The following is a 21,136-nucleotide window of genomic DNA, read 5'->3' as shown; positions in this document are numbered from 1 at the left end:
ACGGGCTGAAACCGCCGCTCCTGTGGGTGGGTGGGGGATTGCGGCGGTGCCGTCTCGGCCTCGAACGCCGGAGGGGGTGAAAGTGCGGCCCCGGTGGGTGGGCGGGGACTGGGATGGTGCCGTCTCGGCCTCGAACGCCGGACGGGCTGAAAGATCCCACCCCGGCCGGGGCTGAAAGTTCTGGCCCCGGCCGGGGTGGGAGAATAGGGGCCGTCAGCCGTGTGACCCTGCCGGCTGGATTCGAAGGAACTCCAGAAAGAGGACGTGCCGATCGTGGCTCAGAGCACCGAGACCACCGACTGGGTCTCCCGTTTCGCGGATGAGGTCATCGAGGAGTCGGAGCGTCGGGCCCCCGGTAAACCGGTCGTCGTCGCGTCCGGGCTCTCGCCCTCCGGCCCGATCCACCTCGGGAACCTTCGGGAGGTCATGACGCCGCACCTCGTCGCCGACGAGATCCGGCGGCGCGGTCACGTCGTACGCCACCTCATCTCCTGGGACGACTACGACCGCTACCGCAAGGTCCCGGCCGGCGTCCCCGGCGTCGACGAGTCCTGGTCCCAGCACATCGGCAAGCCCCTGACCTCCGTGCCGGCCCCCAAGGGCTCCGAACACCCCAACTGGGCCGAGCACTTCAGGTCCGCGATGACCACGTCGCTCGCCGAGCTGGGCGTGGAGTACGACGGGATCAGCCAGACCGAGCAGTACACCTCGGGCACCTATCGCGAGCAGGTTCTCTTCGCGATGAAGCACCGCGGTGACATCGACGCGATCCTCGAGCAGTACCGGACCAAGAAGAGCCCGGCGAAGAAGCAGGGACAGAAGCCGGCCGACGAGGCCGAGCTGGAGGCCGAGGAGGGCTCCGGCGCCGCCGCCGAGGACGACGGCAGCTCGGACGCCGGGTACTTCCCCTACAAGCCCTACTGCGGGCGCTGCGAGAAGGACTTCACCACCGTCACGGCCTACGACGACGACAGCACCGAGCTGACGTACACCTGCTCGGCCTGCGGATTCTCCGAGACCGTCCTGCTGAACGAGTTCAACCGCGGCAAGCTGGTCTGGAAGGTCGACTGGCCCATGCGCTGGGCCTACGAGGGTGTGGTCTTCGAGCCGAGCGGGGTCGATCATTCGTCGCCCGGCTCCAGCTTCCAGGTCGGCGGGCAGATCGTCGGGATCTTCGGCGGCAAGCAGCCGATCGGGCCGATGTACGCCTTCGTCGGCATCAGCGGCATGTCCAAGATGTCCAGCAGCAAGGGCGGGGTCCTCACCCCGGCCGACGCCCTCCAGATCATGGAACCGCAGCTGCTGCGCTGGCTCTACGCCCGCCGCCGCCCCAACCAGTCCTTCAAGATCGCCTTCGACCAGGAGATCCAGCGGCTCTACGACGAATGGGACAAGCTCGCGGGCAAGGTAGCCGAGGGGTCCGTGCTTCCGGCGGACGCCGCCGCGTACGCGCGGGCGGTGGGCACGGCGTCCGGTGAGCTTCCCCGGACGCCCCGCCCGATGCCGTACCGCACCCTCGCCTCCATCGCCGACATCACCGCCGGAGCCGAGGACCAGACCCTGCGGATCCTCAGCGAGCTCGACCCGCAGAACCCGCTCACCTCGCTCGACGAGGTCCGGCCGCGGCTCGACAAGGCCGAGACCTGGATCAACACGCAGGTCCCGGCTCAGGAGCGCACCGTCGTCCGCGACGAGCCCGACGCCGAGCTTCTCAAGTCCCTCGACGAACAGGGGCGCGAGTCCCTTCGCCTGCTGCTCGACGGACTCGACGCCAACTGGTCCCTCGACGGCCTGACCCACCTCGTCTACGGCGTCCCCAAGGTCCAGGCCGGCTTCCCCGCCGACGCCACCCCCAAGGAACTCCCGTCCGAGATCAAGGTCGCCCAGCGCACCTTCTTCGCACGGCTCTACCACCTGCTGGTGGGCCGTGACACCGGCCCGCGCCTGCCGACCCTGCTGCTGGCCGTGGGGCAGGAAAGGGTGCGCCGCCTCCTCGGGGAGTAGATCCCGCGATACGACGACGGGGGCGCCCGGTGCTCAATGGCACCGGGCGCCCCCGTTGTCGTAGAAGAAGAACCGAAGACATCTGAGGACATCTGAGGACATCCGAGGGGAACCGCTTACGCGATGTGGTCTTCCTGAAGGTCCGCCGTGTGGCGGTTGGTGAAGCGGTTGACCAAACGGTCGGCCTCGCGATGCGGGAGCGTGATGCCGTACGTGGCCTCCACGTCGCCCCTGAACTGGCCCGAGGTCGGGTAGCTGCCGTCTATCGACTTCTTGAAGACCAGGTAGTAGTCGTCCTCGGTCGGCTCCGATCCGCCGCCCGCACCCATCTCACGGGTACGGCCCGGGCCGGCCGGTATCGGGAAGGTACCGGTGTCCTCCGGAGAGGGCTCCGGGACAGGCGGCTCCTCGTGCTGCTGCGGGAACGCCTGCTGCTGCTCGAACTGCTGTGGGGCCTGGAACTGTTGCTGTTCCTCGAACTGCTGCCGCGCCTGGAACCGCTGCTGTTCATCGAACTGCTCGGCCTGCTGCTGCTCCGCGAACCACTGCCCGTACGCGGCATCCTCGTCGTACACCGGGGTGTACGTCGGGTCGTAGCCCCCCTGATACGCGACGGCCTGGGGATTCCGCGACTGAAGCCACGGGCTCTGCGGCTCGGCGTGGTCCTCCGGCTGCTCGGGGGGCTCGTTCGCCTCGGCAGCGGGAAGCTGTTCCCTGGCAGGTGCCGCGTCGCCCTGCAGGACGGGTGCCGTCGGCTCCGGCTCGCGGGCCGGCTCCAACTGCGGCGCGGGGGGCAGCAGTACGGGCTCGATGCCCGCCGCCGCGAGACCCGAGGGGGCCGTCTGGGCCAGCGGAACACCGTACTTCGCGAGCCGCAGCGGCATCAGGGACTCCACCGGGGCCTTACGGCGCCACGCGCGCCCGAAGCGGGACTGGAGCCGCGCCTGGTAGACGAGGCGGTCCTGCTCCAGCTTGATGACCTGCTCGTAGGAGCGCAGCTCCCACAGCTTCATCCGGCGCCACAGAAGGAACGTCGGGATCGGGGAGAGCAGCCAACGCGTGATGCGGACGCCCTCCATGTGCTTGTCGGCCGTGATGTCGGCGATCCGACCGATCGCATGGCGGGCCGCCTCGACCGAGACCACGAAGAGGACCGGGATCACGGCGTGCATGCCGACGCCCAGCGGGTCCGGCCAGGCCGCCGCGCCGTTGAAGGCGATCGTCGCCATGGTCAGCAGCCACGCCGTCTGGCGCAGCAGCGGGAAGGGGATCCTGATCCAGGTGAGGAGCAGGTCAAGGGCGAGCAGGACGCAGATACCCGCGTCGATGCCTATCGGGAACACATAGCTGAAGTTCCCGAAACCCTTCTCGATCGCGAGCTCGCGGACGGCCGCGTACGAGCCGGCGAAGCCGATGCCCGCGATGACAACCGCACCGGCGACGACCACGCCGATGAGAATGCGGTGTGTGCGTGTGAGCTGAATGGGCGCGGACACCCGTACTCCCCTCCCCTTACTTGTCGTTGCGCGCAACAGGGTGGCACATGTGTGCGGTGCCCGGGCGCACGGTACGGCACGAGCCCGGTCCCTGTAGGGGCCGGGCTCCTGCAAATGGCCTGGTGGGACTACGAGTTACGCCGCGGAAGCAGCTCTGTCACTTGTCCGGGTCAGCTTTTCTTGGCCGCCGACTTGGACGGGGACGCGGACGCGGACGGCGACGCGCTCTTCGAGGCCTCCTTCGAGGCCGACGGGGAGGGGGAGGCGCTCGACTTGGCGCCGCCTTCCTTGTTCGCCGCGGTCACCGCCGTCACCGCCTCCTTCGCGGCCTTCTCCGCCGCCTTCAGCAGAGTCGCGGCGGACGGGGTCTTCTCGCCCGCCAGACCGGCACCGTTGTAGTCGAGCGTGACGACGGCGTTCTCGACGCGCGCCACGACCGTCTGCTGCTTGAAGGCGCCTTCCTTCTTCTTCAGGTCGTAACTCACGGCCGTCGCCTCGTCGCCCGTACCGGACACCGACGCCGACTTCGTGTTCTTCGCGCCCGTCACCGTCTTCGCACCCGAGACCTGCTTCTCGAAGTACGCGTGCGCCTGCTCGTCGCCCGTGCCACGCGCGTCCGAGTCGAAACGCAACAGGGCCACATTCAGCCAGCGGTACTGCGAACCCTTCACACCGTTGCTGTCCAGGCTCGTCCAATAGCAGTTGCCGCGCGCCGACACCTCGTCCGTCGCGCCCTTCTTGCCGGACTTGCCCGCCTTCGGGACCAGCTCGCCCAGCGTCTTGTCCGTCAACACCGAGCAGGACTCGGGCAACGTCGCATACGCGGCCGCCTGCACGGCGTTCGCCGAAGCACTCACGGACACCTCCGTGCCCGGGCTCGCATCGGAGCTGTTGTTCGCGTCACCGGACGCGGAGCCGGAATCGGAGCCGGAGTCCGAGGAACAGCCTGCGGCGACAAGCATCACCGGGACGGCGGCTGCGCTGACAAGGATGCGGGTGAGTCGCGGTACTCGGCCTACTCGCTGTACTGGTCGGTGCATGGTTCCTTCACTCGTGGCGCTCGTGGGACGGCCGCACATGGAACGTACGACCGGTCGGGTCCGAGGGGCCACGGTACGCGGTGAGGCAGGCGAGCGGTCCCGCTTCGGGGGCTTTGCACCAGGGTGCCGAGCCCCCTCCGGACCCCCTAACCGTTGAGCGTGTCAGCCAGCTTCGCGGCCAGATCGCGGGCCCTGTCCTGCATTTCCTTGCTGTCCGGCACCTCGCCCGTGACCGCCGGCTGCTCGTCGTACTCGATCGTCACGATCACATTCGACGTGCGGAACACCACAGTCACCGTCCGCTGCTGCGCCGTCGAGCCGGCCGAACTGAGGGTGTCGTTCAGATACGCCTCGTCGCCCAGGCCGTCGAGAGTGCGGGGCTGGAGGGAGGTGGGGGTCGCGTCGGCGGAGGGGGACGTGGACGAGGAGGTGGACGAGGAGGCCGAGGCGGCGTCGGAGGGGGAGTCCGAAGGGGACGCGGAACTGTCGGCATCCGGGTCCGGGCTCCCCGAACCCGCGGAGCTGGTGGAGGTGGTGGAGCTGGTGGAACTCGTCGGCTCCGGCAGGTCCGCCGCCGTCTCCTTGCCCGTGTAGAGGTCCGAGGCCTTGCTGTCGTCGCTCACCGCGTTCTCGTACGAGACCACACGCTCGAAATCGACGAACAGATGGTCCGTGGCGGCCGCGGACTCCACCTTCCAACGGCAGCCGACCCGCCGGTCGGTGTCGAACGTGGGCGAGGGCGTGCCCTCGTACGCCGTGCCGCGCTGCTCCTCGTCGGCGATCTGCTTGATGCCGGGCAGCAGCGAGTCGAGGCTGCCGTGGTCGACGGCGGCGCAGGCCTCGGGGAGCGTGCGGTACCTACCGGGCTGCGCCGCGGGTGCCGTCGTACCGGAGTCGCCCGGCTTCGCGTCGTCCTGCGTGTCCTCGCCGCCTGAACCGCCCGTGCAGCCGGCCAGTAGCGCCGCGAGGAGCACGGCGACACCGGGTACATACGCCTTCCGCTGCACGTTCAGGCTCCTTTCGGCCCTTCCCGATGGCCTGAGGCCCGGGATGTCCTGTGGTTATTCGGTTGCCGCGTGGGGGCGGCCCCTGGAGACAATGTCTATCGCACGCACAGCCGTGAACGCCGGTCCGTTGTCCCATACGTCGACCTTGGCACCGGTTTTGCGTTTCGAGTCTTCTGTTCGTTTCCGGGGGAAAGAGAACGATATGTCATACGTAGAGGTGCCGGGCGCCAGGGTTCCCATCCGCATGTGGGCCGACCCGGCGTCCGTCGAGGACGTGGCGCTGAGACAGCTCCAGAACGTGGCGACCCTTCCGTGGATCAAGGGGCTGGCCGTCATGCCCGACGTCCACTACGGGAAGGGTGCGACGGTCGGTTCCGTCATCGCGATGCGGGACGCGGTGTGTCCTGCGGCGGTGGGGGTGGACATCGGGTGCGGGATGTCCGCCGTCAAGACTTCGCTGACTGCCAACGATCTGCCGGGAGATCTGTCCGGCCTTCGGTCGAAGGTCGAGCAGGCTATTCCGGTGGGGCGGGGGATGCATGAGTCGGCGGTGGAGCCCGGGCGGTTTCATGGGCTGGCCACTGGGGGGTGGGATGAGTTCTGGGGGCGGTTTGATGGGGTTGCGGAAGCGGTGAAGTTCCGGCAGGAACGTGCCACAAAGCAGATGGGAACGCTCGGATCCGGGAATCATATGATCGAATTGTGTACTGATTCGGTGGGTGCCGTTTGGCTCATGCTTCACTCCGGGTCCCGGAACGTGGGCAAGGAGCTGGCCGAATACCACATCGGCGTGGCCCAGAAGCTCCCGCACAATCAAGGGCTGGTCGACCGCGACCTCGCTGTTTTCGTGGCTGACACCCCACAGATGGCGGCGTACCAGCACGACCTCTACTGGGCGCAGGAGTACGCGAAGTACAACCGAACCATCATGATGGCGCTGCTCAAGAACGTGATCCGCAAGGAGTTCAAGAAGGCTCGTGTGACCTTCGAGTCGGAGGTCAGCTGCCACCACAACTACGTCAGCCGCGAGCGCTATGACGGAATGGACCTGCTTGTTACTCGCAAGGGAGCCATTAGCGCCCGGGCGGGGGAATTCGGGATCATTCCGGGCTCCATGGGTACCAGCTCGTACATAGTGAAAGGGCTCGGAAACGAGAAGGCCTTCAACTCGGCGTCGCACGGAGCCGGTCGGCGTATGAGCCGGAGCGCGGCGAAGCGTCGTTTCACGACGAAGGACCTGGAAGAGCAGACGCGGGGCGTGGAATGCCGCAAGGACTCCGGCATCGTGGATGAGATTCCGGGGGCCTACAAGAACATCGAGCAGGTTATGGAGCAGCAGCGTGATCTGGTTGAGGTCGTGGCGAAGCTGAAGCAGTTTGTGTGTGTGAAAGGTTGATTGGACGCGCGATGGGCCCCGATCTGGTCTGGATCGGGGCCCATGGGTCAGTCGATCACTGACCGTTGGTGGGCATTGGCACTTGGCCAGTGCGCAGACGGCAAAGGCGGACGGAGCAGCTCTTCTCGGTTCGGCCGAGTTCCTTGGCTGCTGCCGCGTTGTTGTTCAGCCTCAGCAGCACTCGGTCCTCCGAGTTCGTCCAGCGCCGACGATCAGGTGCCATCCTCATGGTGGCTGGGCGAATCCAGGCGGCGAGCGAGTCGGCAGCGGTCTGCTTTCGCTCCAATGAAAGACAATCCGGGTAGTAGAGGTGGGTGCCCAACTCTTGGGCCGCTTCCTTCGTGTGGAGGATGTTGTAGACGCCGTCGCGGGCGTTGCGCTTCATCGACCGCTCTGCCCCCGTGATCTTTCCGGCGTAGAAGCACAGGTATGCGCCGATGGCCGTGCTGGCCGTGGTCAGGGAAATGAAGGGGAAACCCTGACTTGTGTGTCCGATCGAACCGTCGGCGTCGATGACGCCTCGGAGATAGTCACGGCGTGAGAACTCGCCACATGGTGGAGTGATCGTCTTCGACTTGCGCCCGTAAGGCAGGCCGAGTTGGTTGAGCCTGGTCCGGGCTTCGAGGGCGCACAAGGTCCAGATCGATGGCTGGTCTTGGCGAAGTTCGTGGACCGAGTGCGTTCTCTGATGCTGCTGTTGTACGGCGTCAGCCGCCGGAAGTCGCGCAGGATCCCGATGTCCCGCACGTTGATCTCGGCGGTCAGGCGCCCTTTCTGGCCCGGCCCCCTCGCGAGATGCCCGTCGGCCTGCAAGAAGCCGAACATGTACGCGTAGTTGGGGTCTTCGAGGTCCATGAACCCCATCGTGTCGACGCCGAGGGCGTCGTCCAGGGTGAACTGGTGAGCGTTAGGCTCGCGTTCAGCCACAGGGAAGCTGCCTTCCTTGGTGGTCAGGCCCTCGGTCGGGATGGCAGTCCTGGCTGAGGGCCGTCGCTTTCTGATGTTGTGGCGCGAGCCTAGATCGCGAGTTCGGTCCTCGTGTGGGCGATCTGTTCGGTTCACCCTTGTGAGTGAGTGGAGTTGCCTTTCGAAGAGGGCGACTGTGTATGGGTCGCCCGGGCCTGCTGTGACGTGGCGTTCGCCGACGGGGTGTAACCGGCGGACGCAGACAGCAAGGTCCCGCCGCCCGACCGCCCACCGCGGGCCGCCCTCTGCGGCCTGGGGTACGGAGGGTATGTGTCTGTTCACAACTGGTCTGCGTAGGCAGGGAGTTCGTTACTTGGCGTGCATGACCGCGTAGATCATGACGAACGCCACGATGTGGATGCCGAAGAGGAAGTACGCGAGGTACCACCAGACGTAGCGCTCGTCCTTTGTCTCCTGGGCCAGGCGGCGTTGTTCCTGTTCTTGGTTCTGCTGGCGCTCCGTGGAGGGCTCTTCCGGTGTCATAGCTCCCGGTGGACCTTCGCGTTCGATGCCTGGGCGCGGGGGCGGACCACGAGGAGGTCGATGTTGACGTGGCTGGGGCGGGTGATCGCCCAGGTGATCGTGTCGGCCACGTCCTCGGCGGTGAGGGGCTCGGCGACGCCCGCGTACACCTTGGCGGCCTTCTCCTCGTCGCCGCCGAAGCGGGTCAGTGCGAACTCGTCCGTCTTGACCATGCCGGGGGCGACCTCGATGACGCGGACCGGGGTGCCGACGATCTCCAGGCGGAGGGTCTCCGCGAGCACGTGTTCGGCGTGCTTGGCAGCGACATAGCCGCCGCCGCCCTCGTACGTGCTGAACGCGGCCGTCGAGGAGAGTACGACCACCGTTCCGTCGCCGCTCGCGGTCAGGGCGGGGAGCAGGGCCTGGGTGACGTTCAGGGTGCCGATGACGTTCGTCTCGTACATCTGGCGCCAGTCGGCCGGGTCGCCCGTCGCGACGGGGTCGGCGCCCAGTGCGCCGCCGGCGTTGTTGACCAGGACGCCGATCGTCTTGAAGGCGCCGGCGAACTCGTCCACCGCCGCGCGGTCGGTGACGTCCAGGGCGTACGCCGTCGCCTGGTGGCCCGTCGCGGTCAGCTCCTTCGCGAGCGCCTCGATGCGGTCCTTGCGGCGGGCGGTCAGGACGACGCGGTAGCCCGCGGCCGCCAGCTGCCGGGCCGTCGCGGCGCCGATGCCGCTGCTGGCACCGGTGACGACGGCGATACGGGACGCGGCGGCGGGGCTCATGCGGCTTCTCCTCGGGGCGGGACCTGGCAGGCAGGGGCGATGGTGCTGCTCTGGCAAGGATAGGCGGGGTGGGTGCGCGGGAGGTTGCCGGACTGGTCCGGGTGGCTGGGAGGGCCGTGCGTGGGACGATGGAGTGGGTGATCCCCTGTACTGGAGGTGGATCATGGGACAGGCACGTGAGGTCATGGACCGGCTCACCGAGGCGCTCACCTCGACCCCGGATCTGAAGGCCATCGCCGAGCTGTACGCGGCGGATGCCGTTGCCGTCACGCCCGATGCCGGAGAGGTCCACGGGCGCGACAACATCGTCGACTACTGGCGTCAGATGACGGACGCGGTCACGGACGCCTCGTACGAGTCGGTGTACGCGGCCGAGGTCGGCGACACCGCCATCGACGAGGGTTTCTACAGCGGGACGAACACGGGTCCGCTGCCGTTGCCCTCCGGGGAGTCGCTGCCCGCGACCGGGAAGAGCGTCAGGATTCGTGGCTGCGATTTCGCGACCGTCGAGGACGGGCGGATCGTCAGCTATCGGCTCTACTTCGACCAGATGGATTTCTTGGGGCAGTTGGGGCTGCTGCCCGAGGAGGCGCCCTGAGGTGGGCCTGGGCGACCTGAGGGGTGCCCTTAGTTGTCTCGTGGCGCGTACATGATTACCGCCATGCCTGCGAGGCAGATCAGTGCGCCCGTGATGTCCCAGCGGTCCGGGCGGTAGCCGTCCGCGACCGTTCCCCAGACGAGGGAGCCGGCGACGAAGACGCCGCCGTACGCGGCGAGGATGCGGCCGAACTCGGCGTCCGGCTGGAGCGTGGCCACGAAGCCGTACACGCCGAGGGCCATCACGCCCGCGCCGATCCACAGCCAGCCGCGGTGCTCGCGTACGCCCTGCCAGACCAGCCAGGCGCCGCCGATCTCGAAGAGGGCGGCGAGGACGAAGAGAGCGGCGGAGCGGGCGATCAGCATGCGGTCACCTTTGCATGGGGGGTCGTGGAGGTTGGGACGTGTTGGGTGCGGTCCGCTGTCACCTGATGGACGGCGCCTGGCAGGGGCCAGGGGTGGGATACATCCCGTGAGGATGACCTGCCGGTCTAGCGAAGGAAATGACCTCATGGGGATGCGGACGCTGATGCGGGTGTGGTGTGCGGTGGTTGCCGGTGCGGGGTTGGTGGTGGGGGCGGGGTCGCCTGCCGGCGCCGGCGTTCCCCTCGCTCCCGAGGCCGATCTGGCCTATCACGGGTACGTGTCCATGGCCGACGGCCGTGTCGACGTACGGCTGACTCCGCGGAACCACGGTCCGAGCGCCGTCGCGGACGCGACCGTCCGGCTGCGTTGGTCGGTTCCCCTGGCGGACCGGCAGAGTCTGCCGGGCGGGTGCGCGCGGGCGGACGTGCGGGCGGTGGTGTGCCGGACGGGGGCGCTGGCGGCGGACGGGCTGGGGGAGGAGATCACGCTGGCGGTACGGCTGCGGGGGGCGCCGGCTGAGGTGATGCTGGAGTTCGAGACGGTGTGGGGTGGTGGGGCGGTGGATGGGAACCGGGCGAATGATCGGCAGCGGGTGTTGGTGCTGGATACGGGGGACTCGTATGTCTTCTAGGGGGCGCTGCTTGCGGGGGCCTTGGGCCCCGGTTCGGTGGTCCCGACCGGTCCGGTGGGTCCTGACGGTCCGGTGGTTCCGGCCGGTCCGGTGGTTCCGGCCGGTCGGTGGGGTCGGGGCCGGGGGCCGGTACATCCGCCCGTCGCCGACGGGCACTTTGGTCTGTTGTAGGGCTTGGGGGCGGTGTGACCACGTTGGCGACGGGCATTTGATGTACCGGCCCCCGGCCCCTTCCGCCGGTGGGCGGCTGCGGGCGGTCGGAGCCCCCGCGGTGGGCGGCTGTGAGTGGTCGGAGCTCCCGCGGTGGGCGGCTGCGGGTGGCTGTGGGCGGTCGGGGTCGCCGGTGCGTGGGTGTGGGGGGGCCGGATCGGACGGGTCAGGGTGACTCGGCGTCGTAGAGGGCCCGTGCCTTGTTGACCTGTTCGATGTGTAGTTCCGCCCAGTCCTTCACTGCGGCCAGGAGGCAGCTGAGGTTGGTGCCCAGGGGGGTTAGTGCGTAGTCGACGCGGACCGGTACGGACGGGGTGACCTTGCGGGAGACGATGCCGTCGCGTTCGAGTGAGCGGAGTGTCTGGGTCAGCATTTTGGGGCTGACGCCTGCGATCTTGCGGGCGAGATCGCTGTAGCGCATCGAGCCGGTGGTGAGGGCGCAGACGACGAGGCTGACCCATTTGTCGCTGATGCGGTCGAGGAGCTGGTTGGTGGGGCAGCCCTTGATGAAGGCGTCGTACTCGATGCGTGCTTGTTCGCGCCGCTGGGCCGCGGTCGTGGTCGCCATGGCTCACCTCCGGGTGACGTACGCACCTTCAAGTGCCTACTTACCGAAGGAGAGTAACTCTTCCTAGGGTTGTTGCTGCCGGGAAGATATCTGGGTCTTCTCGGGCGAATCGGTTTCTGACTGTGGGGAGAGTTGTTGTGCGTGCAGCAGTTGTTACGGAGTTCGGTGGGCCCGAGGTTGTGGAGGTCGTGGAGGTTGGGGTGCCTGAGCCGGGAGGCCGGCAGATACGGATCAAGGTGGCGGCCGCCGCGGTGAATCCGGTCGACGTCGGGGTGCGTGTGGGCGTTTTCGGGGGTGCGGGGGAGCGGCTCGGGCTCGGCTGGGATGTGGCCGGGACCGTCGACGCGGTGGGTGCCGCGGCGGGGTGGGCGGTGGGTGAGCAGGTGGTGGCGTTGCAGTACGGGACGGTCAAGTCCCTTGGTGCGTATGCCGATTACGTTGTCGTCGACGCGGACGCGGTGGCCGTCGCGCCCGTCTCCGTCGACGCTGCGCATGCGGCGACCGTGCCGTTGAACGCCCTGGCCGCCGCGCAGGCGCTCGAACTGCTGGCGCTGGAGGCGGGGCAGAGTCTGCTGGTCACCGGGGCGGCGGGGGCGCTCGGTGGGTACGCCGTCCAGCTCGCCGTTCGTCAGGGGCTGTCGGTCGTCGGGTTGGCCCGGGAGGCCGATGAGGAGCTCGTACGGTCGTTGGGGGCGGGCCGTTTCGTGTCGGGCGAGGTCGCGCCCCGGAGTGTGGACGCGGTCCTGGATGCGGCGATCGTCGGTGAGTCGGCGCTGGAGTGGGTCCGGGACGGGGGTGCGTTCGTGGCTGTCATCCCGCATACGGAGCCGGCGCCCGTGCGGGGTGTGCGGACCGCCGCCGTCGAGGTGAGTGCCGACGGGGCTCGGCTCGCGGAGTTGGTGGCTCTGGTGGATGAGGGGGTGCTGACCGCTCGGGTGGCTCAGACGTATGCGCTGGCTGATGTGGTGAAGGCGCATGTGCGGCTGGCGGAGGGTGGGGTGCGGGGGCGGCTGGTGCTTGTGCCCTAGGGGAATGTGACGGCAGGGCCTAGTGGACTGCCCGCGCGTATGCCGTCGGTGGTACGCCGACCGTCGTCGTGAAGTCCCGGACCAGGTGGGCCTGGTCGGCGTAGCCGAGGTCGGCGGCCAGGGCTGCCCAGTCCGGGGGGTGGGTGGCTTCCGCGTGCTCCAGGGCTTCGTGGATGCGGTAGCGCAGGATGATCCACTTCGGGCCCACGCCGACGTACGCGGCGAAGAGGCGTTGCAGGCTGCGTACGGTCATGCCCTGGGCGTGGGCGAAGTCGCCCACGTGGCGGATCGTGCGGTCGGTGCGGATGCGGTCGACGAGGGTCATGGCGAGGTCGGACTGGGGGTCCGGCCGGGGGTTCAGGTTCAGGAGGAAGGTGTCCAGGGCGGTGACGCGGGTGTCCTCGTCGTCAGGGGCGAGGATCGTCGTGGGGGCGTCGGTCGCGGGGAAGACCTCGGGGAGCGGGACGCGGTGGCCGGTCCAGTCGGTCACCGGGTGGGCCGGGGCGAAGGGGCGGAAGCCGCCGGGGCGGAACTGGATGCCGCAGACCCGGCCCCTGCCGGTCAGCTTCTGGGTGAAGAGGCCGAGTCCGATGCCGGCGACCTCGGCGAAGGGGTCCTGTCTCTCGTACTGCTGGAAGACGATGTTCACGGAGGGGTGCGGGACCACGTGGGAGGCGTACGGCTGGGGCAGGTCCCAGTCGATCAGCCAGTAGTGCTCCAGGTAGGGGCGCAGGGGTGGGGCGGGTTCGCGGCGTCGGAAGCGGACCCGGGTGAAGAGTTCTGTGGCGTCGACGATGCCTCGGGTGTCACGGCGTGGGGCGGCCATGCCGGGATCGTAAGGCCGGGGACCGACAGGCGCAGGTGGTGGGGGAATAGGGAGGCGGGTGGTCTCGTTTGCGGATATAGTTGAATCGTAAACAACCTGCGGAGGGTGAGCGACCATGCAGTTCGGGATCTTCAGCGTCGGCGATGTGACACCGGACCCGACGACCGGACGGGTGCCGAGCGAGCACGAGCGCATCAAGGCCATGGTCGCCATCGCGCAGAAGGCCGAGGAGGTCGGCCTGGACGTCTTCGCCGCCGGTGAGCACCACAACCCGCCGTTCGTGCCGTCGTCCCCGACCACCATGCTCGGCTATGTCGCGGCGAGGACCGAGAAGCTGATCCTCTCCACCTCCACCACCCTGATCACCACCAACGACCCGGTGAAGATCGCCGAGGACTTCGCGATGCTCCAGCACCTCGCGGACGGCCGTGTCGACCTGATGATGGGGCGCGGCAACACCGGCCCGGTCTACCCCTGGTTCGGGCAGGACATCCGCCAGGGCATCAACCTCGCCATCGAGAACTACGCGCTGCTGCACCGGCTCTGGCGTGAGGACGTGGTGACCTGGGAGGGCAAGTTCCGTACGCCGCTGCAGTCGTTCACGTCGACGCCGCGGCCGTTGGACGGCGTGCCGCCGTTCGTCTGGCACGGGTCCATCCGGTCGCCGGAGATCGCCGAGCAGGCCGCGTACTACGGCGACGGCTTCTTCCACAACAACATCTTCTGGCCGGCCGACCACACGAAGAAGATGGTCGAGCTGTACCGGGAGCGGTACGCGCACTACGGGCACGGGAGTGCCGAGCAGGCGATCGTCGGGCTCGGCGGGCAAGTGTTCATGCGGCACAACTCGCAGGACGCCGTACGGGAGTTCCGGCCGTACTTCGACAGCGCGCCGGTGTACGGGCACGGGCCGTCCCTCGAGGACTTCACCGACCAGACGCCGTTGACGGTCGGGTCGCCGCAGCAGGTGATCGAGAAGACGCTGGCCTTCCGGGAGTACGCCGGTGACTACCAGCGGCAGTTGTTCCTGGTGGACCACGCGGGGCTGCCGCTGAAGTCCGTGCTGGAGCAGCTCGACATGCTAGGCGAGGAGGTCGTGCCGGTGCTGCGCGCGGAGTTCGCGAAGGGCCGGCCGGCCGACGTGCCGGACGCGCCCACTCACGCGGCCCAGGTGGCCGCCGCCCAGGAGGTGACCGCCGTATGAAGGTCGTCGTCATTTCGGCCGGGCTGAGTGTTCCGTCGTCCACGCGGTTGCTCGCAGACCGGCTGGCTGCCGCCACGGTCCGGGAGACTTCGTCCGCCGACGTTCAGGTGGTCGAGCTGCGCGACCTGGCCGTCGAGATCGCCCACAACTTCACGAACGGGTTTCCCGGGCGGGCGCTGGCCTCCGCGTTCGACGCGGTGTCGGCGGCGGACGGGCTGATCGTCGTCACGCCCGTCTTCTCCGCCTCCTACAGCGGGCTGTTCAAGTCCTTCTTCGACGTGCTGAGCGTCAGCGACAAGGACGCGCTCGCCGGAAAGCCGGTGCTGGTCGCGGCGACGGGGGGTTCAGCGCGGCACTCGCTCGTACTGGAGCACGCGCTTCGTCCGCTCTTCGCCCATCTGCGGGCCGTGGTCGTACCGACCGGCGTGTACGCGGCCTCGGAGGACTGGGGAGCGGAGGGGCTCGCCTCGCGCATCGACAGGGCCGCGGGGGAACTGGCGGGGCTGATGGGCGGTGTGCGGCGAGGGGACGGAGAGGCGGCGGGTGAGTCCGGGGCTGTTCCGGCGGCTGTCCGTTCCTCCGGTGCTGACGGTGGTTTCGAAGTGGTTCCCTTCGAGCAGCAACTGGCCGCGCTGCGCGCGTAGTTGAGTGGCGTCAGCTCACCTTGCGGTGGATGAGGGCGGGGCCGGGTGCGCGTCCAGACCTGGTCGGCGAGGGGCGGGGAGCCTGGCACGGTTCGCGGTGAGAGAGGGGTAAGAAGGGTAGGCGGACCCTCGTTCACCAGGTGGTAGGCGGCTGGGGCCAGGCAGACTGGTGGGGTGCCCCAGAATGTGCTGCTTGCCGAGGACGACCGTGCCATTCGTCATGCGCTGGAGAGGGCGCTGGCGCTGGAGGGCTATGAGGTGACGGCCGTCGCCGACGGGGTGGCGGCGCTGGCCCAGGCCCATCGGACGCCGCCCGACGTGCTGGTTCTTGATGTGATGATGCCCGGCATCGACGGCCTGCAGGTGTGCCGGGTGCTGCGGGCGGAGGGGAACCGGACGCCGATCCTGATGCTCACCGCGCTGGTGGAGACCGCCGACAGGATCGCGGGGCTGGACGCGGGGGCCGACGACTACGTGGTCAAGCCGTTCGACGTGGAGGAGGTCTTCGCCCGGCTGCGGGCGCTGCTGCGTCGCACGGGTGGCGGAGACGGTGCCCCCGATGACGTGGTCGACGCGGTCGAGGTGAAGGCGTCCCGCGGGCTGCCTGTTCCTGCGGGGCAGGTCGCCGCGGCCGGGGTGCGGATGGACACCCAGGCCCGGCGGGTCTGGCGTGGGAAGCGCGAGGTGGAGCTGACGCGGACCGAGTTCGAGCTGCTCGAACTGCTCGTTCGTAACGCGGGCATCGTCCTTGACCACTCCACGATCTACGACCGGATCTGGGGGTACGACTTCGGCCCCGGGTCGAAGAATCTCGCCGTGTACGTGGGGTATCTGCGGCGCAAGCTCGACGAGCCGGGGGCGTCGGGGCTGATCCATACGGTGCGGGGTGTGGGGTACGTCCTGAGGGAGGACTGAGGTGCCTCCTAGACTCCCCGAGCGATTCCCCGAAGGGCTGTCCCGATTCCCCGGGCGATTCCTGAAACGGCTGTCCCGGGTTCGGCTTCGGCGGGTTTCCTCGCTGCGGGCCACCTTCACGGTGTCCTTCGCGGCCGTCGCCGCCGTGGTCACCGTTCTCGTCGGGTTTCTGAGCTACGACGCTGCCGCCCGGCTGGTACGTGTGGACCAGCAGACCGTCTTCGCCGGGGTGGTGGAGGATCTACGGGCCGAGGTGCGGCAGCAGCAGCTGGGTCCGGCGGACTTCACCTCGTCCGACACCGACCACGGCGGGGCGCTCGACAAGATCGTGCGGCCCAGTTCTACGGACGTGCAGGTACTTGGGCCCGATGGCGTGGTCCTCGGCCCCGGGCATCCTCCGCTGCCCGTCGTCGCCGCGGACCGGCAGGCCGCGGGCGCCTCGGCGGCGGGCAGGCTGGCGGAGCACAAGGAGGTCGAGGTCGGCGACAGCCGGTTCCGGGTGGCGACCGTCGCGCTCGGTGGCGGGCGCGGGGCGGTGCAGGTCGCGCAGGAGTTCAGCGACACGGAGGACCTGCTGAACGAGCTCCAGCAGCGGACCGTGCTGCTCGTCGGGGCCGTCGTCATCGCCTCGGGGCTGTTCGGCTGGTGGCTGGCCCGGCGGATCACCCGGCGGCTGGTACGCCTCGCGGGGGCCGCGGAGGACGTCGCGCGGACCGGGCGGCTCGGGATCCAGGTGCCGGTCGCGGGGTACGACGAGGTGGCCAGGCTCGGGCGGTCCTTCGACCGGATGCTCGGGCGCCTCGCGCAGTCCGAGGAGGACCAGCGGCGGCTCGTCCAGGACGCGGGGCACGAGCTGCGTACGCCGCTGACCTCGCTGCGTACGAACATCTCCATGCTCCGGCGCATCGACGAACTGCCGCCTGCCGTGCGCGAGGAACTCGTCGCCGACCTGGCGCTGGAGTCCCGCGAACTGACCGACCTCGTCAATGAGTTGGTGGCGCTCGCGGCGGGGCGGTCCGATACCGAGCCGGTGCGGCGCGTCGATCTGGGGGAGCTTGCGGAGGATGTCGCCATCGTTGCCCGGCGGCGCAGCGGGCGGGACATCGTCGTGCGGGTGAGTGGCGACACGGAGGTCGACGGGCGGCCCACCGCGCTGCAGCGGGCGGTGTCCAATCTGGTGGAGAACGCGGTCAAGTTCGACCGGGGCGGGGAGACGCTGATCGAGGTCGTCGTGACCGGGGCCGCGCCGGGTGGCCGGCCCGGGAGTGTGCGCGTCGAGGTGCTCGACCGGGGCCCCGGGATCGCCGACGGCGATCTGGAGCGGGCCTTCGACCGTTTCTACCGGGCCGCCGACGCGCGCAGTCTGCCCGGGTCGGGGCTCGGCCTGTCCATCGTGCGGGAGGTGGCCGTGGGGCACGGGGGCGCGCCGTTCGCCTACCGGCGGGACGGGGGCGGCGTGGTGATCGGGTTCACGGTGGGGGACGAGGAGGGGGCGGAGGAGGGCGGGCGTTAGGCCGTCGTCGGCACGTTCTAGCCGACGTGCACCCGGGGGCGGCGTGCGCGGTCGGGTTCCGCCTCGCGGAGGACCTCGCGGGTCACCGGGGCCACCTCGCCCTGGCCGAAGAGGAAGAAGCGGAGGAAGTTGGTGAAGGGGTTGCCCTCGGTCCACTCGAAGTAGATGTGGGGGGTCTGGTTGGTGGTGTCGCGGACGTACAGGAGGAGGGCCGCGAGGGCGTTGGGGATGGAGGAGGACTCCAGGGTCAGGACGCGGTAGCGGCCGTGCATGACCTCGCCGCGTACGGTCACACTCGCCTCGAACTCCGAGGCGTCCAGGACGGTGACCTCGACGAAGACGAAGTCCTCCTGGACGGGGACGTCGTTGTCGGCGCGGATCTGCTCGATCTTCTCGCGGTACTCGGTGATGTCGCGGTGGTCGGGCTCGTTGGCGATGAAGCGGGCCCGACGGCTCGCGATGTCCCGTACGAACCGCTCCGCCAGGGGGTCCATGGTCAGGCTGGTGACGCGCAGCTCGAAGGCGCGGGCGAGCCGGGACAGGAGCGAGACGAGGATGATCGCGGCGATGAAGCAGGCGCCGATCTTGACGCCGTCGGGGCGCTCGATGACGTTCACGACGGTCGTGTAGAGGAACACCGCCGAGATGACGGCGAAGGCGATGGTCCAGTTGCGCTGGCCCGCCTTGCGTGCGGCGATGGTGACCGCGATGGCGGCGGAGCTGATGAGGACGAGGACACCGGTGGCGTACGCGCCGCCCTGGGAGTCGACGTCGGCGTCGAAGATCCAGGTCACCAGGAACGCGACCAGGATGAAGACGATCACCATGGGGCGGACGGCGCGGGCCCAGTGCGGGGCCATGCCGTAGCGGGGGAGGTAGCGGGGCATCAGGTTGAGCAGGCCGGCCATGGCGGAGGCGCCGGCGAACCAGAGGATCGCGATGGTCGAGGCGTCGTAGATCGTGCCGAAGGTGCTGCCCAGGTATTCGTGCGCCAGGAAGGCGAGCGCGCGGCCGTTGGCATCGCCGCCCGGTTCGAAATCCTTCTCCGGTATGAGCAGTGTGGTGATGAAGCTGGTCGCGATCAGGAACACGCTCATGATCACGGCGGCGACCGTGAGCAGCTTCTTCGTGCCCCGTATCCGGCCGGCCGGCTTCGCATCGGTGTTGCCGGGCTCGCCCGGCTCGCCTTCCACGTGCGGCATGACCGCCACGCCCGTCTCGAAGCCGGAGAGGCCGAGGGCCAGCTTCGGGAAGACCAGCAGGGCCACGCCGATCATCGCGAAGACGTTGCCGTGTTCGGCGGTCAGGGCGGTGGACCAGTCGGTGATGACATGGCCCTTGGTGATCACATGCCAGAGGCCCACGATCGTGACCACGACGTTCAGCGCCAGATAGATGCCCACCAGGACGACCGCGACGCCGATCGCCTCCAGGAAGCCCTTGAGGAACACCGCGCCGAGGAGGGCGACCAGGACGAGGGTGATGATCATCTGCTTGTCGTGCAGGGTCGCGGTGAGGTGCGGGTTCTCCACCAGGTGGGTGGAGGCGTCCGCCGCCGACAGGGTGATGGTGATCAGGAAGTCGGTCGCGGCGAAGCCGAGCAGGGTGAGGACGAACAGCTTGCCCTTCCAGAACGTCAGCAGCCGCTCCAGCATCGCGATCGAACCCTGGCCGTGGGGGCTCTCCTCGGCCACTCGGCGATAGACGGGGAGTGCACCCGCCAGGGTGACGATCACGAGCACGATGGTCGCCACGGGGGAGAGCAGACCGGCGGCCAGCGCCGCGATGCCCGGCTGGTAGCCCAGCGTGGAGAAGTAGTCGACACCGGTCAGGCACATCACCCTCCACCAGCGCTGACCTTCGTGCGAGGGGGGCGGCGGGGCGTGCGGGCCCTGCGGGGTCCTGGCCATGTCGGAGAGGCCCTGGAGCATCCACGCACGCAGACGGCTCGTGGGGGCGTCCTTGTCTGCGGTGGCCATCGGTGTGCTCCTGACGGGCTGCCGAGCGGGGGTTTCCGGCCATGACACGGACGGCCGGGCCAGCGTATGCAACCAGTGATCCACAGGCCCAGGGGCTTCCGCATGTTGAGAGGAACGTCTCCCCGACCGTCACCGCCCGTTGGCGCCGCCGGGCTTGCCCGTGCCGGACCGTCATTCGTCAAGGCAGTGTCAACTTCCTCGTGAGCGGCGCAAGGGAGGCGTCAAGATCGCTGCACGGTGGGCGGCCGCGCGCTTGGCTGGCAGGGATGAATGACGTACGGCGTACCGCGGACGAATGACGTACGGCGGATGGGTGACGTACGGCCGGGTCGGCTGAAGGTCTACCTCGGGGCCGCCCCGGGAATGGGCAAGACCTACCGCATGCTCGACGAGGCGCGGCGCAGGCCCAACTGCTGCCCGACCGCCTACCACCGCCAGTTCTCACGCGGTCGCCTGATACTGGAAGAGGCCACCCACCACCACGCGCCCGAACCCGCGGCACGGCAGCGGCGCGGCCGGGCAGCGAGCTGCCGCGGTCAGGGTGGGAGAGAGGCTGTGGGAGTTGAAGCGGGAGACAGAACGGTTCGAGAACCTCGGGACGGCTCAGTCCCCTTATTTCGCTCGGACATGGAGGAGAGCGTGAACCCGCAGACGTTCAAGGGCTTCAACGCCAAGGTCACGTTGTACGACGATCGGATCGAGATCAAGAGGGACCTGACTGCCAGGATCGGCGGCGCCAAAGGGTCCGTCGTCGCGCTGACCGATCTCGTTCGGCCGCTGTCCAAGCCGCCCACTGCGTGGGCGAACGGGTACGTGTATTTGGCGACGGACGCCGATCCGGCGCACCTGAACTACTGGGCGGACGCTCCGAAGATGAAGATCGGCGGGCAGCCGCAAGCGATCCTCTTCACGTGGTTCCAACGCTCGTACCAGGCGGCATTCCTCGCCGCCCTCGACACCGCCTGGCGCGCGGTACGCCCGGAGAGCTGAGCGCGAGGAAGGGACGCCGCCGGAATCACCGGCGGCGCCCCTTTCTGGATGCGTGGGAATAGGCCCGTGGAGGACCTCAACAAGATCATGCCGCCGCACGGGCCTGACGATCCGTCTAGAGGAAGGTGCTGGCGGCCCCCGCCGACTTGCCTCTCCGCCCGCGCCTCTTCGCCGCTGGCTCCAGGGTCACCACTCGGGTGTGCCCGTTGCGATGCGCTCCCGCCACTCGTGCCCAGCTCCCATGCCGAGCCGTCTTACCTGTGGCGCCTTGGCGGTCGTGGCCCGGGGAGACGCGCCGCGGTGTTGCCGGTTCGTTGACGTGCTGCTGCGGACGGCCCTGGCCGAAGCCGTATTGTGCGGCGCACGTTGCTTTCCGAATCGGGCAGGGCGAGAGTCTCACCGCGGGATGGAGCCAGGAAGTTCCGGCGATCCACGTCGGACCCTCCAAGCGCAAGGACCGACTTCACGATATCCGTGGTTGCCGGGACAAGCAGCATGCCCAAGTTGAG

Annotated in this window: 20 protein-coding genes and 1 pseudogene; 11 read left to right on the top strand and 10 right to left on the bottom strand. The window is 68.8% G+C overall.

The annotated features are described in order from the left end of the window. Positions 1–264: 264 nt before the first annotated feature. The gene (lysS, locus tag ACFWP7_RS02550) at positions 265–2,004 is read left to right on the top strand and encodes a lysine--tRNA ligase (RefSeq protein ID WP_384374749.1); all 1,740 of its coding nucleotides are present in this window, start codon (positions 265–267) and stop codon (positions 2,002–2,004) included. Positions 2,005–2,120: 116 nt separating this feature from the next. Here the strand turns inward: lysS and ACFWP7_RS02545 are convergent, their stop codons facing one another. The 3 genes from ACFWP7_RS02545 to ACFWP7_RS02535 all read right to left on the bottom strand — a co-directional run bounded on the left by ACFWP7_RS02545 (position 2,121) and on the right by ACFWP7_RS02535 (position 5,547). After that, the gene (locus ACFWP7_RS02545; RefSeq protein WP_384374745.1) at positions 2,121–3,500 is read right to left on the bottom strand and encodes a DUF2637 domain-containing protein; all 1,380 of its coding nucleotides are present in this window, start codon (positions 3,498–3,500) and stop codon (positions 2,121–2,123) included. A 170-nt stretch (positions 3,501–3,670) separates the two neighbouring features. Beyond that, positions 3,671–4,540, bottom strand: coding sequence for a DUF3558 domain-containing protein (locus tag ACFWP7_RS02540; RefSeq protein WP_384374742.1), 870 nt, complete (start codon positions 4,538–4,540; stop codon positions 3,671–3,673). Positions 4,541–4,686: 146 nt separating this feature from the next. Next, a complete protein-coding gene (locus ACFWP7_RS02535; RefSeq protein ID WP_384374739.1) occupies positions 4,687–5,547 on the bottom strand; it encodes a DUF3558 domain-containing protein in 861 nt (286 codons plus the stop codon). 202 nt (positions 5,548–5,749) lie between these two features. Here ACFWP7_RS02535 and ACFWP7_RS02530 point away from each other — a divergent pair, with 202 nt between their 5' ends. Then, positions 5,750–6,943 carry an RtcB family protein gene (locus ACFWP7_RS02530; RefSeq protein ID WP_384374736.1) on the top strand — a complete coding sequence of 398 codons (1,194 nt, stop codon included), beginning with the start codon at positions 5,750–5,752 and terminating at the stop codon, positions 6,941–6,943. A 55-nt stretch (positions 6,944–6,998) separates the two neighbouring features. On the opposite strand, the gene ACFWP7_RS02525 is transcribed toward ACFWP7_RS02530, so the two are convergent. From ACFWP7_RS02525 to ACFWP7_RS02515, 3 genes are all read right to left on the bottom strand, one after another. Further along, entirely contained in the window at positions 6,999–7,577 is a 579-nt protein-coding gene (locus tag ACFWP7_RS02525; protein WP_384374733.1) for a hypothetical protein, read from the bottom strand. 641 nt (positions 7,578–8,218) lie between these two features. Beyond that, positions 8,219–8,392: a hypothetical protein gene (locus tag ACFWP7_RS02520; protein ID WP_384374730.1), complete on the bottom strand. Its 174-nt coding sequence runs from the start codon at positions 8,390–8,392 to the stop codon at positions 8,219–8,221. Then, positions 8,389–9,156 carry an SDR family NAD(P)-dependent oxidoreductase gene (locus ACFWP7_RS02515; protein ID WP_384374728.1) on the bottom strand — a complete coding sequence of 256 codons (768 nt, stop codon included), beginning with the start codon at positions 9,154–9,156 and terminating at the stop codon, positions 8,389–8,391. Before ACFWP7_RS02515 ends, ACFWP7_RS02520 begins: the two co-directional genes overlap by 4 nt. A 163-nt stretch (positions 9,157–9,319) precedes the next feature. Here ACFWP7_RS02515 and ACFWP7_RS02510 point away from each other — a divergent pair, with 163 nt between their 5' ends. Then, a complete protein-coding gene (locus ACFWP7_RS02510) occupies positions 9,320–9,754 on the top strand; it encodes an ester cyclase (RefSeq protein WP_384374725.1) in 435 nt (144 codons plus the stop codon). Positions 9,755–9,783: 29 nt separating this feature from the next. Here ACFWP7_RS02510 and ACFWP7_RS02505 read toward each other — a convergent pair whose 3' ends face one another. Beyond that, positions 9,784–10,119: a YnfA family protein gene (locus tag ACFWP7_RS02505; RefSeq protein WP_384374722.1), complete on the bottom strand. Its 336-nt coding sequence runs from the start codon at positions 10,117–10,119 to the stop codon at positions 9,784–9,786. 151 nt (positions 10,120–10,270) lie between these two features. Here ACFWP7_RS02505 and ACFWP7_RS02500 point away from each other — a divergent pair, with 151 nt between their 5' ends. Further along, positions 10,271–10,750, top strand: a complete 480-nt coding sequence (locus tag ACFWP7_RS02500; protein WP_384374846.1) for a hypothetical protein — start codon at positions 10,271–10,273, stop codon at positions 10,748–10,750. Between the two features lie 376 nt (positions 10,751–11,126). Here the strand turns inward: ACFWP7_RS02500 and ACFWP7_RS02495 are convergent, their stop codons facing one another. Further along, complete coding sequence (locus ACFWP7_RS02495; RefSeq protein WP_384374719.1) at positions 11,127–11,528, bottom strand: winged helix-turn-helix transcriptional regulator; 402 nt, start codon at positions 11,526–11,528, stop codon at positions 11,127–11,129. Between the two features lie 137 nt (positions 11,529–11,665). Here ACFWP7_RS02495 and ACFWP7_RS02490 point away from each other — a divergent pair, with 137 nt between their 5' ends. Then, the gene (locus tag ACFWP7_RS02490; RefSeq protein ID WP_384374716.1) at positions 11,666–12,556 is read left to right on the top strand and encodes a zinc-binding dehydrogenase; all 891 of its coding nucleotides are present in this window, start codon (positions 11,666–11,668) and stop codon (positions 12,554–12,556) included. 19 nt (positions 12,557–12,575) lie between these two features. Here ACFWP7_RS02490 and ACFWP7_RS02485 read toward each other — a convergent pair whose 3' ends face one another. After that, positions 12,576–13,382 carry a DUF6597 domain-containing transcriptional factor gene (locus ACFWP7_RS02485; protein ID WP_384374713.1) on the bottom strand — a complete coding sequence of 269 codons (807 nt, stop codon included), beginning with the start codon at positions 13,380–13,382 and terminating at the stop codon, positions 12,576–12,578. Between the two features lie 115 nt (positions 13,383–13,497). Here ACFWP7_RS02485 and ACFWP7_RS02480 point away from each other — a divergent pair, with 115 nt between their 5' ends. From ACFWP7_RS02480 to ACFWP7_RS02465, 4 genes are all read left to right on the top strand, one after another. Continuing rightward, a complete protein-coding gene (locus ACFWP7_RS02480) occupies positions 13,498–14,586 on the top strand; it encodes an LLM class flavin-dependent oxidoreductase (RefSeq protein ID WP_384374710.1) in 1,089 nt (362 codons plus the stop codon). After that, positions 14,583–15,230: an FMN reductase gene (locus ACFWP7_RS02475; RefSeq protein ID WP_384374707.1), complete on the top strand. Its 648-nt coding sequence runs from the start codon at positions 14,583–14,585 to the stop codon at positions 15,228–15,230. The genes ACFWP7_RS02480 and ACFWP7_RS02475 overlap by 4 nt, the downstream gene beginning before the upstream one ends. 186 nt (positions 15,231–15,416) lie before the next feature. Next, positions 15,417–16,145 carry a response regulator transcription factor gene (locus tag ACFWP7_RS02470; RefSeq protein WP_384374843.1) on the top strand — a complete coding sequence of 243 codons (729 nt, stop codon included), beginning with the start codon at positions 15,417–15,419 and terminating at the stop codon, positions 16,143–16,145. 1 nt (position 16,146) lies between these two features. Further along, positions 16,147–17,658 carry an ATP-binding protein gene (locus ACFWP7_RS02465; RefSeq protein ID WP_384374704.1) on the top strand — a complete coding sequence of 504 codons (1,512 nt, stop codon included), beginning with the start codon at positions 16,147–16,149 and terminating at the stop codon, positions 17,656–17,658. Positions 17,659–17,675: 17 nt separating this feature from the next. Here ACFWP7_RS02465 and ACFWP7_RS02460 read toward each other — a convergent pair whose 3' ends face one another. Next, a complete protein-coding gene (locus ACFWP7_RS02460; protein WP_384374701.1) occupies positions 17,676–19,637 on the bottom strand; it encodes an amino acid transporter in 1,962 nt (653 codons plus the stop codon). A 309-nt stretch (positions 19,638–19,946) separates the two neighbouring features. Here ACFWP7_RS02460 and ACFWP7_RS02455 point away from each other — a divergent pair. Together ACFWP7_RS02455 and ACFWP7_RS02450 are read left to right on the top strand one after the other, a co-directional pair. Further along, positions 19,947–20,042 (top strand): annotated as a pseudogene (locus tag ACFWP7_RS02455) (hypothetical protein); the annotation flags it as partial. 234 nt (positions 20,043–20,276) lie between these two features. After that, complete coding sequence (locus tag ACFWP7_RS02450) at positions 20,277–20,627, top strand: hypothetical protein (RefSeq protein ID WP_384374849.1); 351 nt, start codon at positions 20,277–20,279, stop codon at positions 20,625–20,627. Positions 20,628–21,136 lie beyond the last annotated feature (509 nt).

Source organism: Streptomyces sp. NPDC058470 (assembly GCF_042721055.1).
GTDB lineage: Bacteria > Actinomycetota > Actinomycetes > Streptomycetales > Streptomycetaceae > Streptomyces.
Note: the sequence above shows the minus strand (reverse complement) of the source record. Positions and strands in the feature narration are given on the sequence as shown.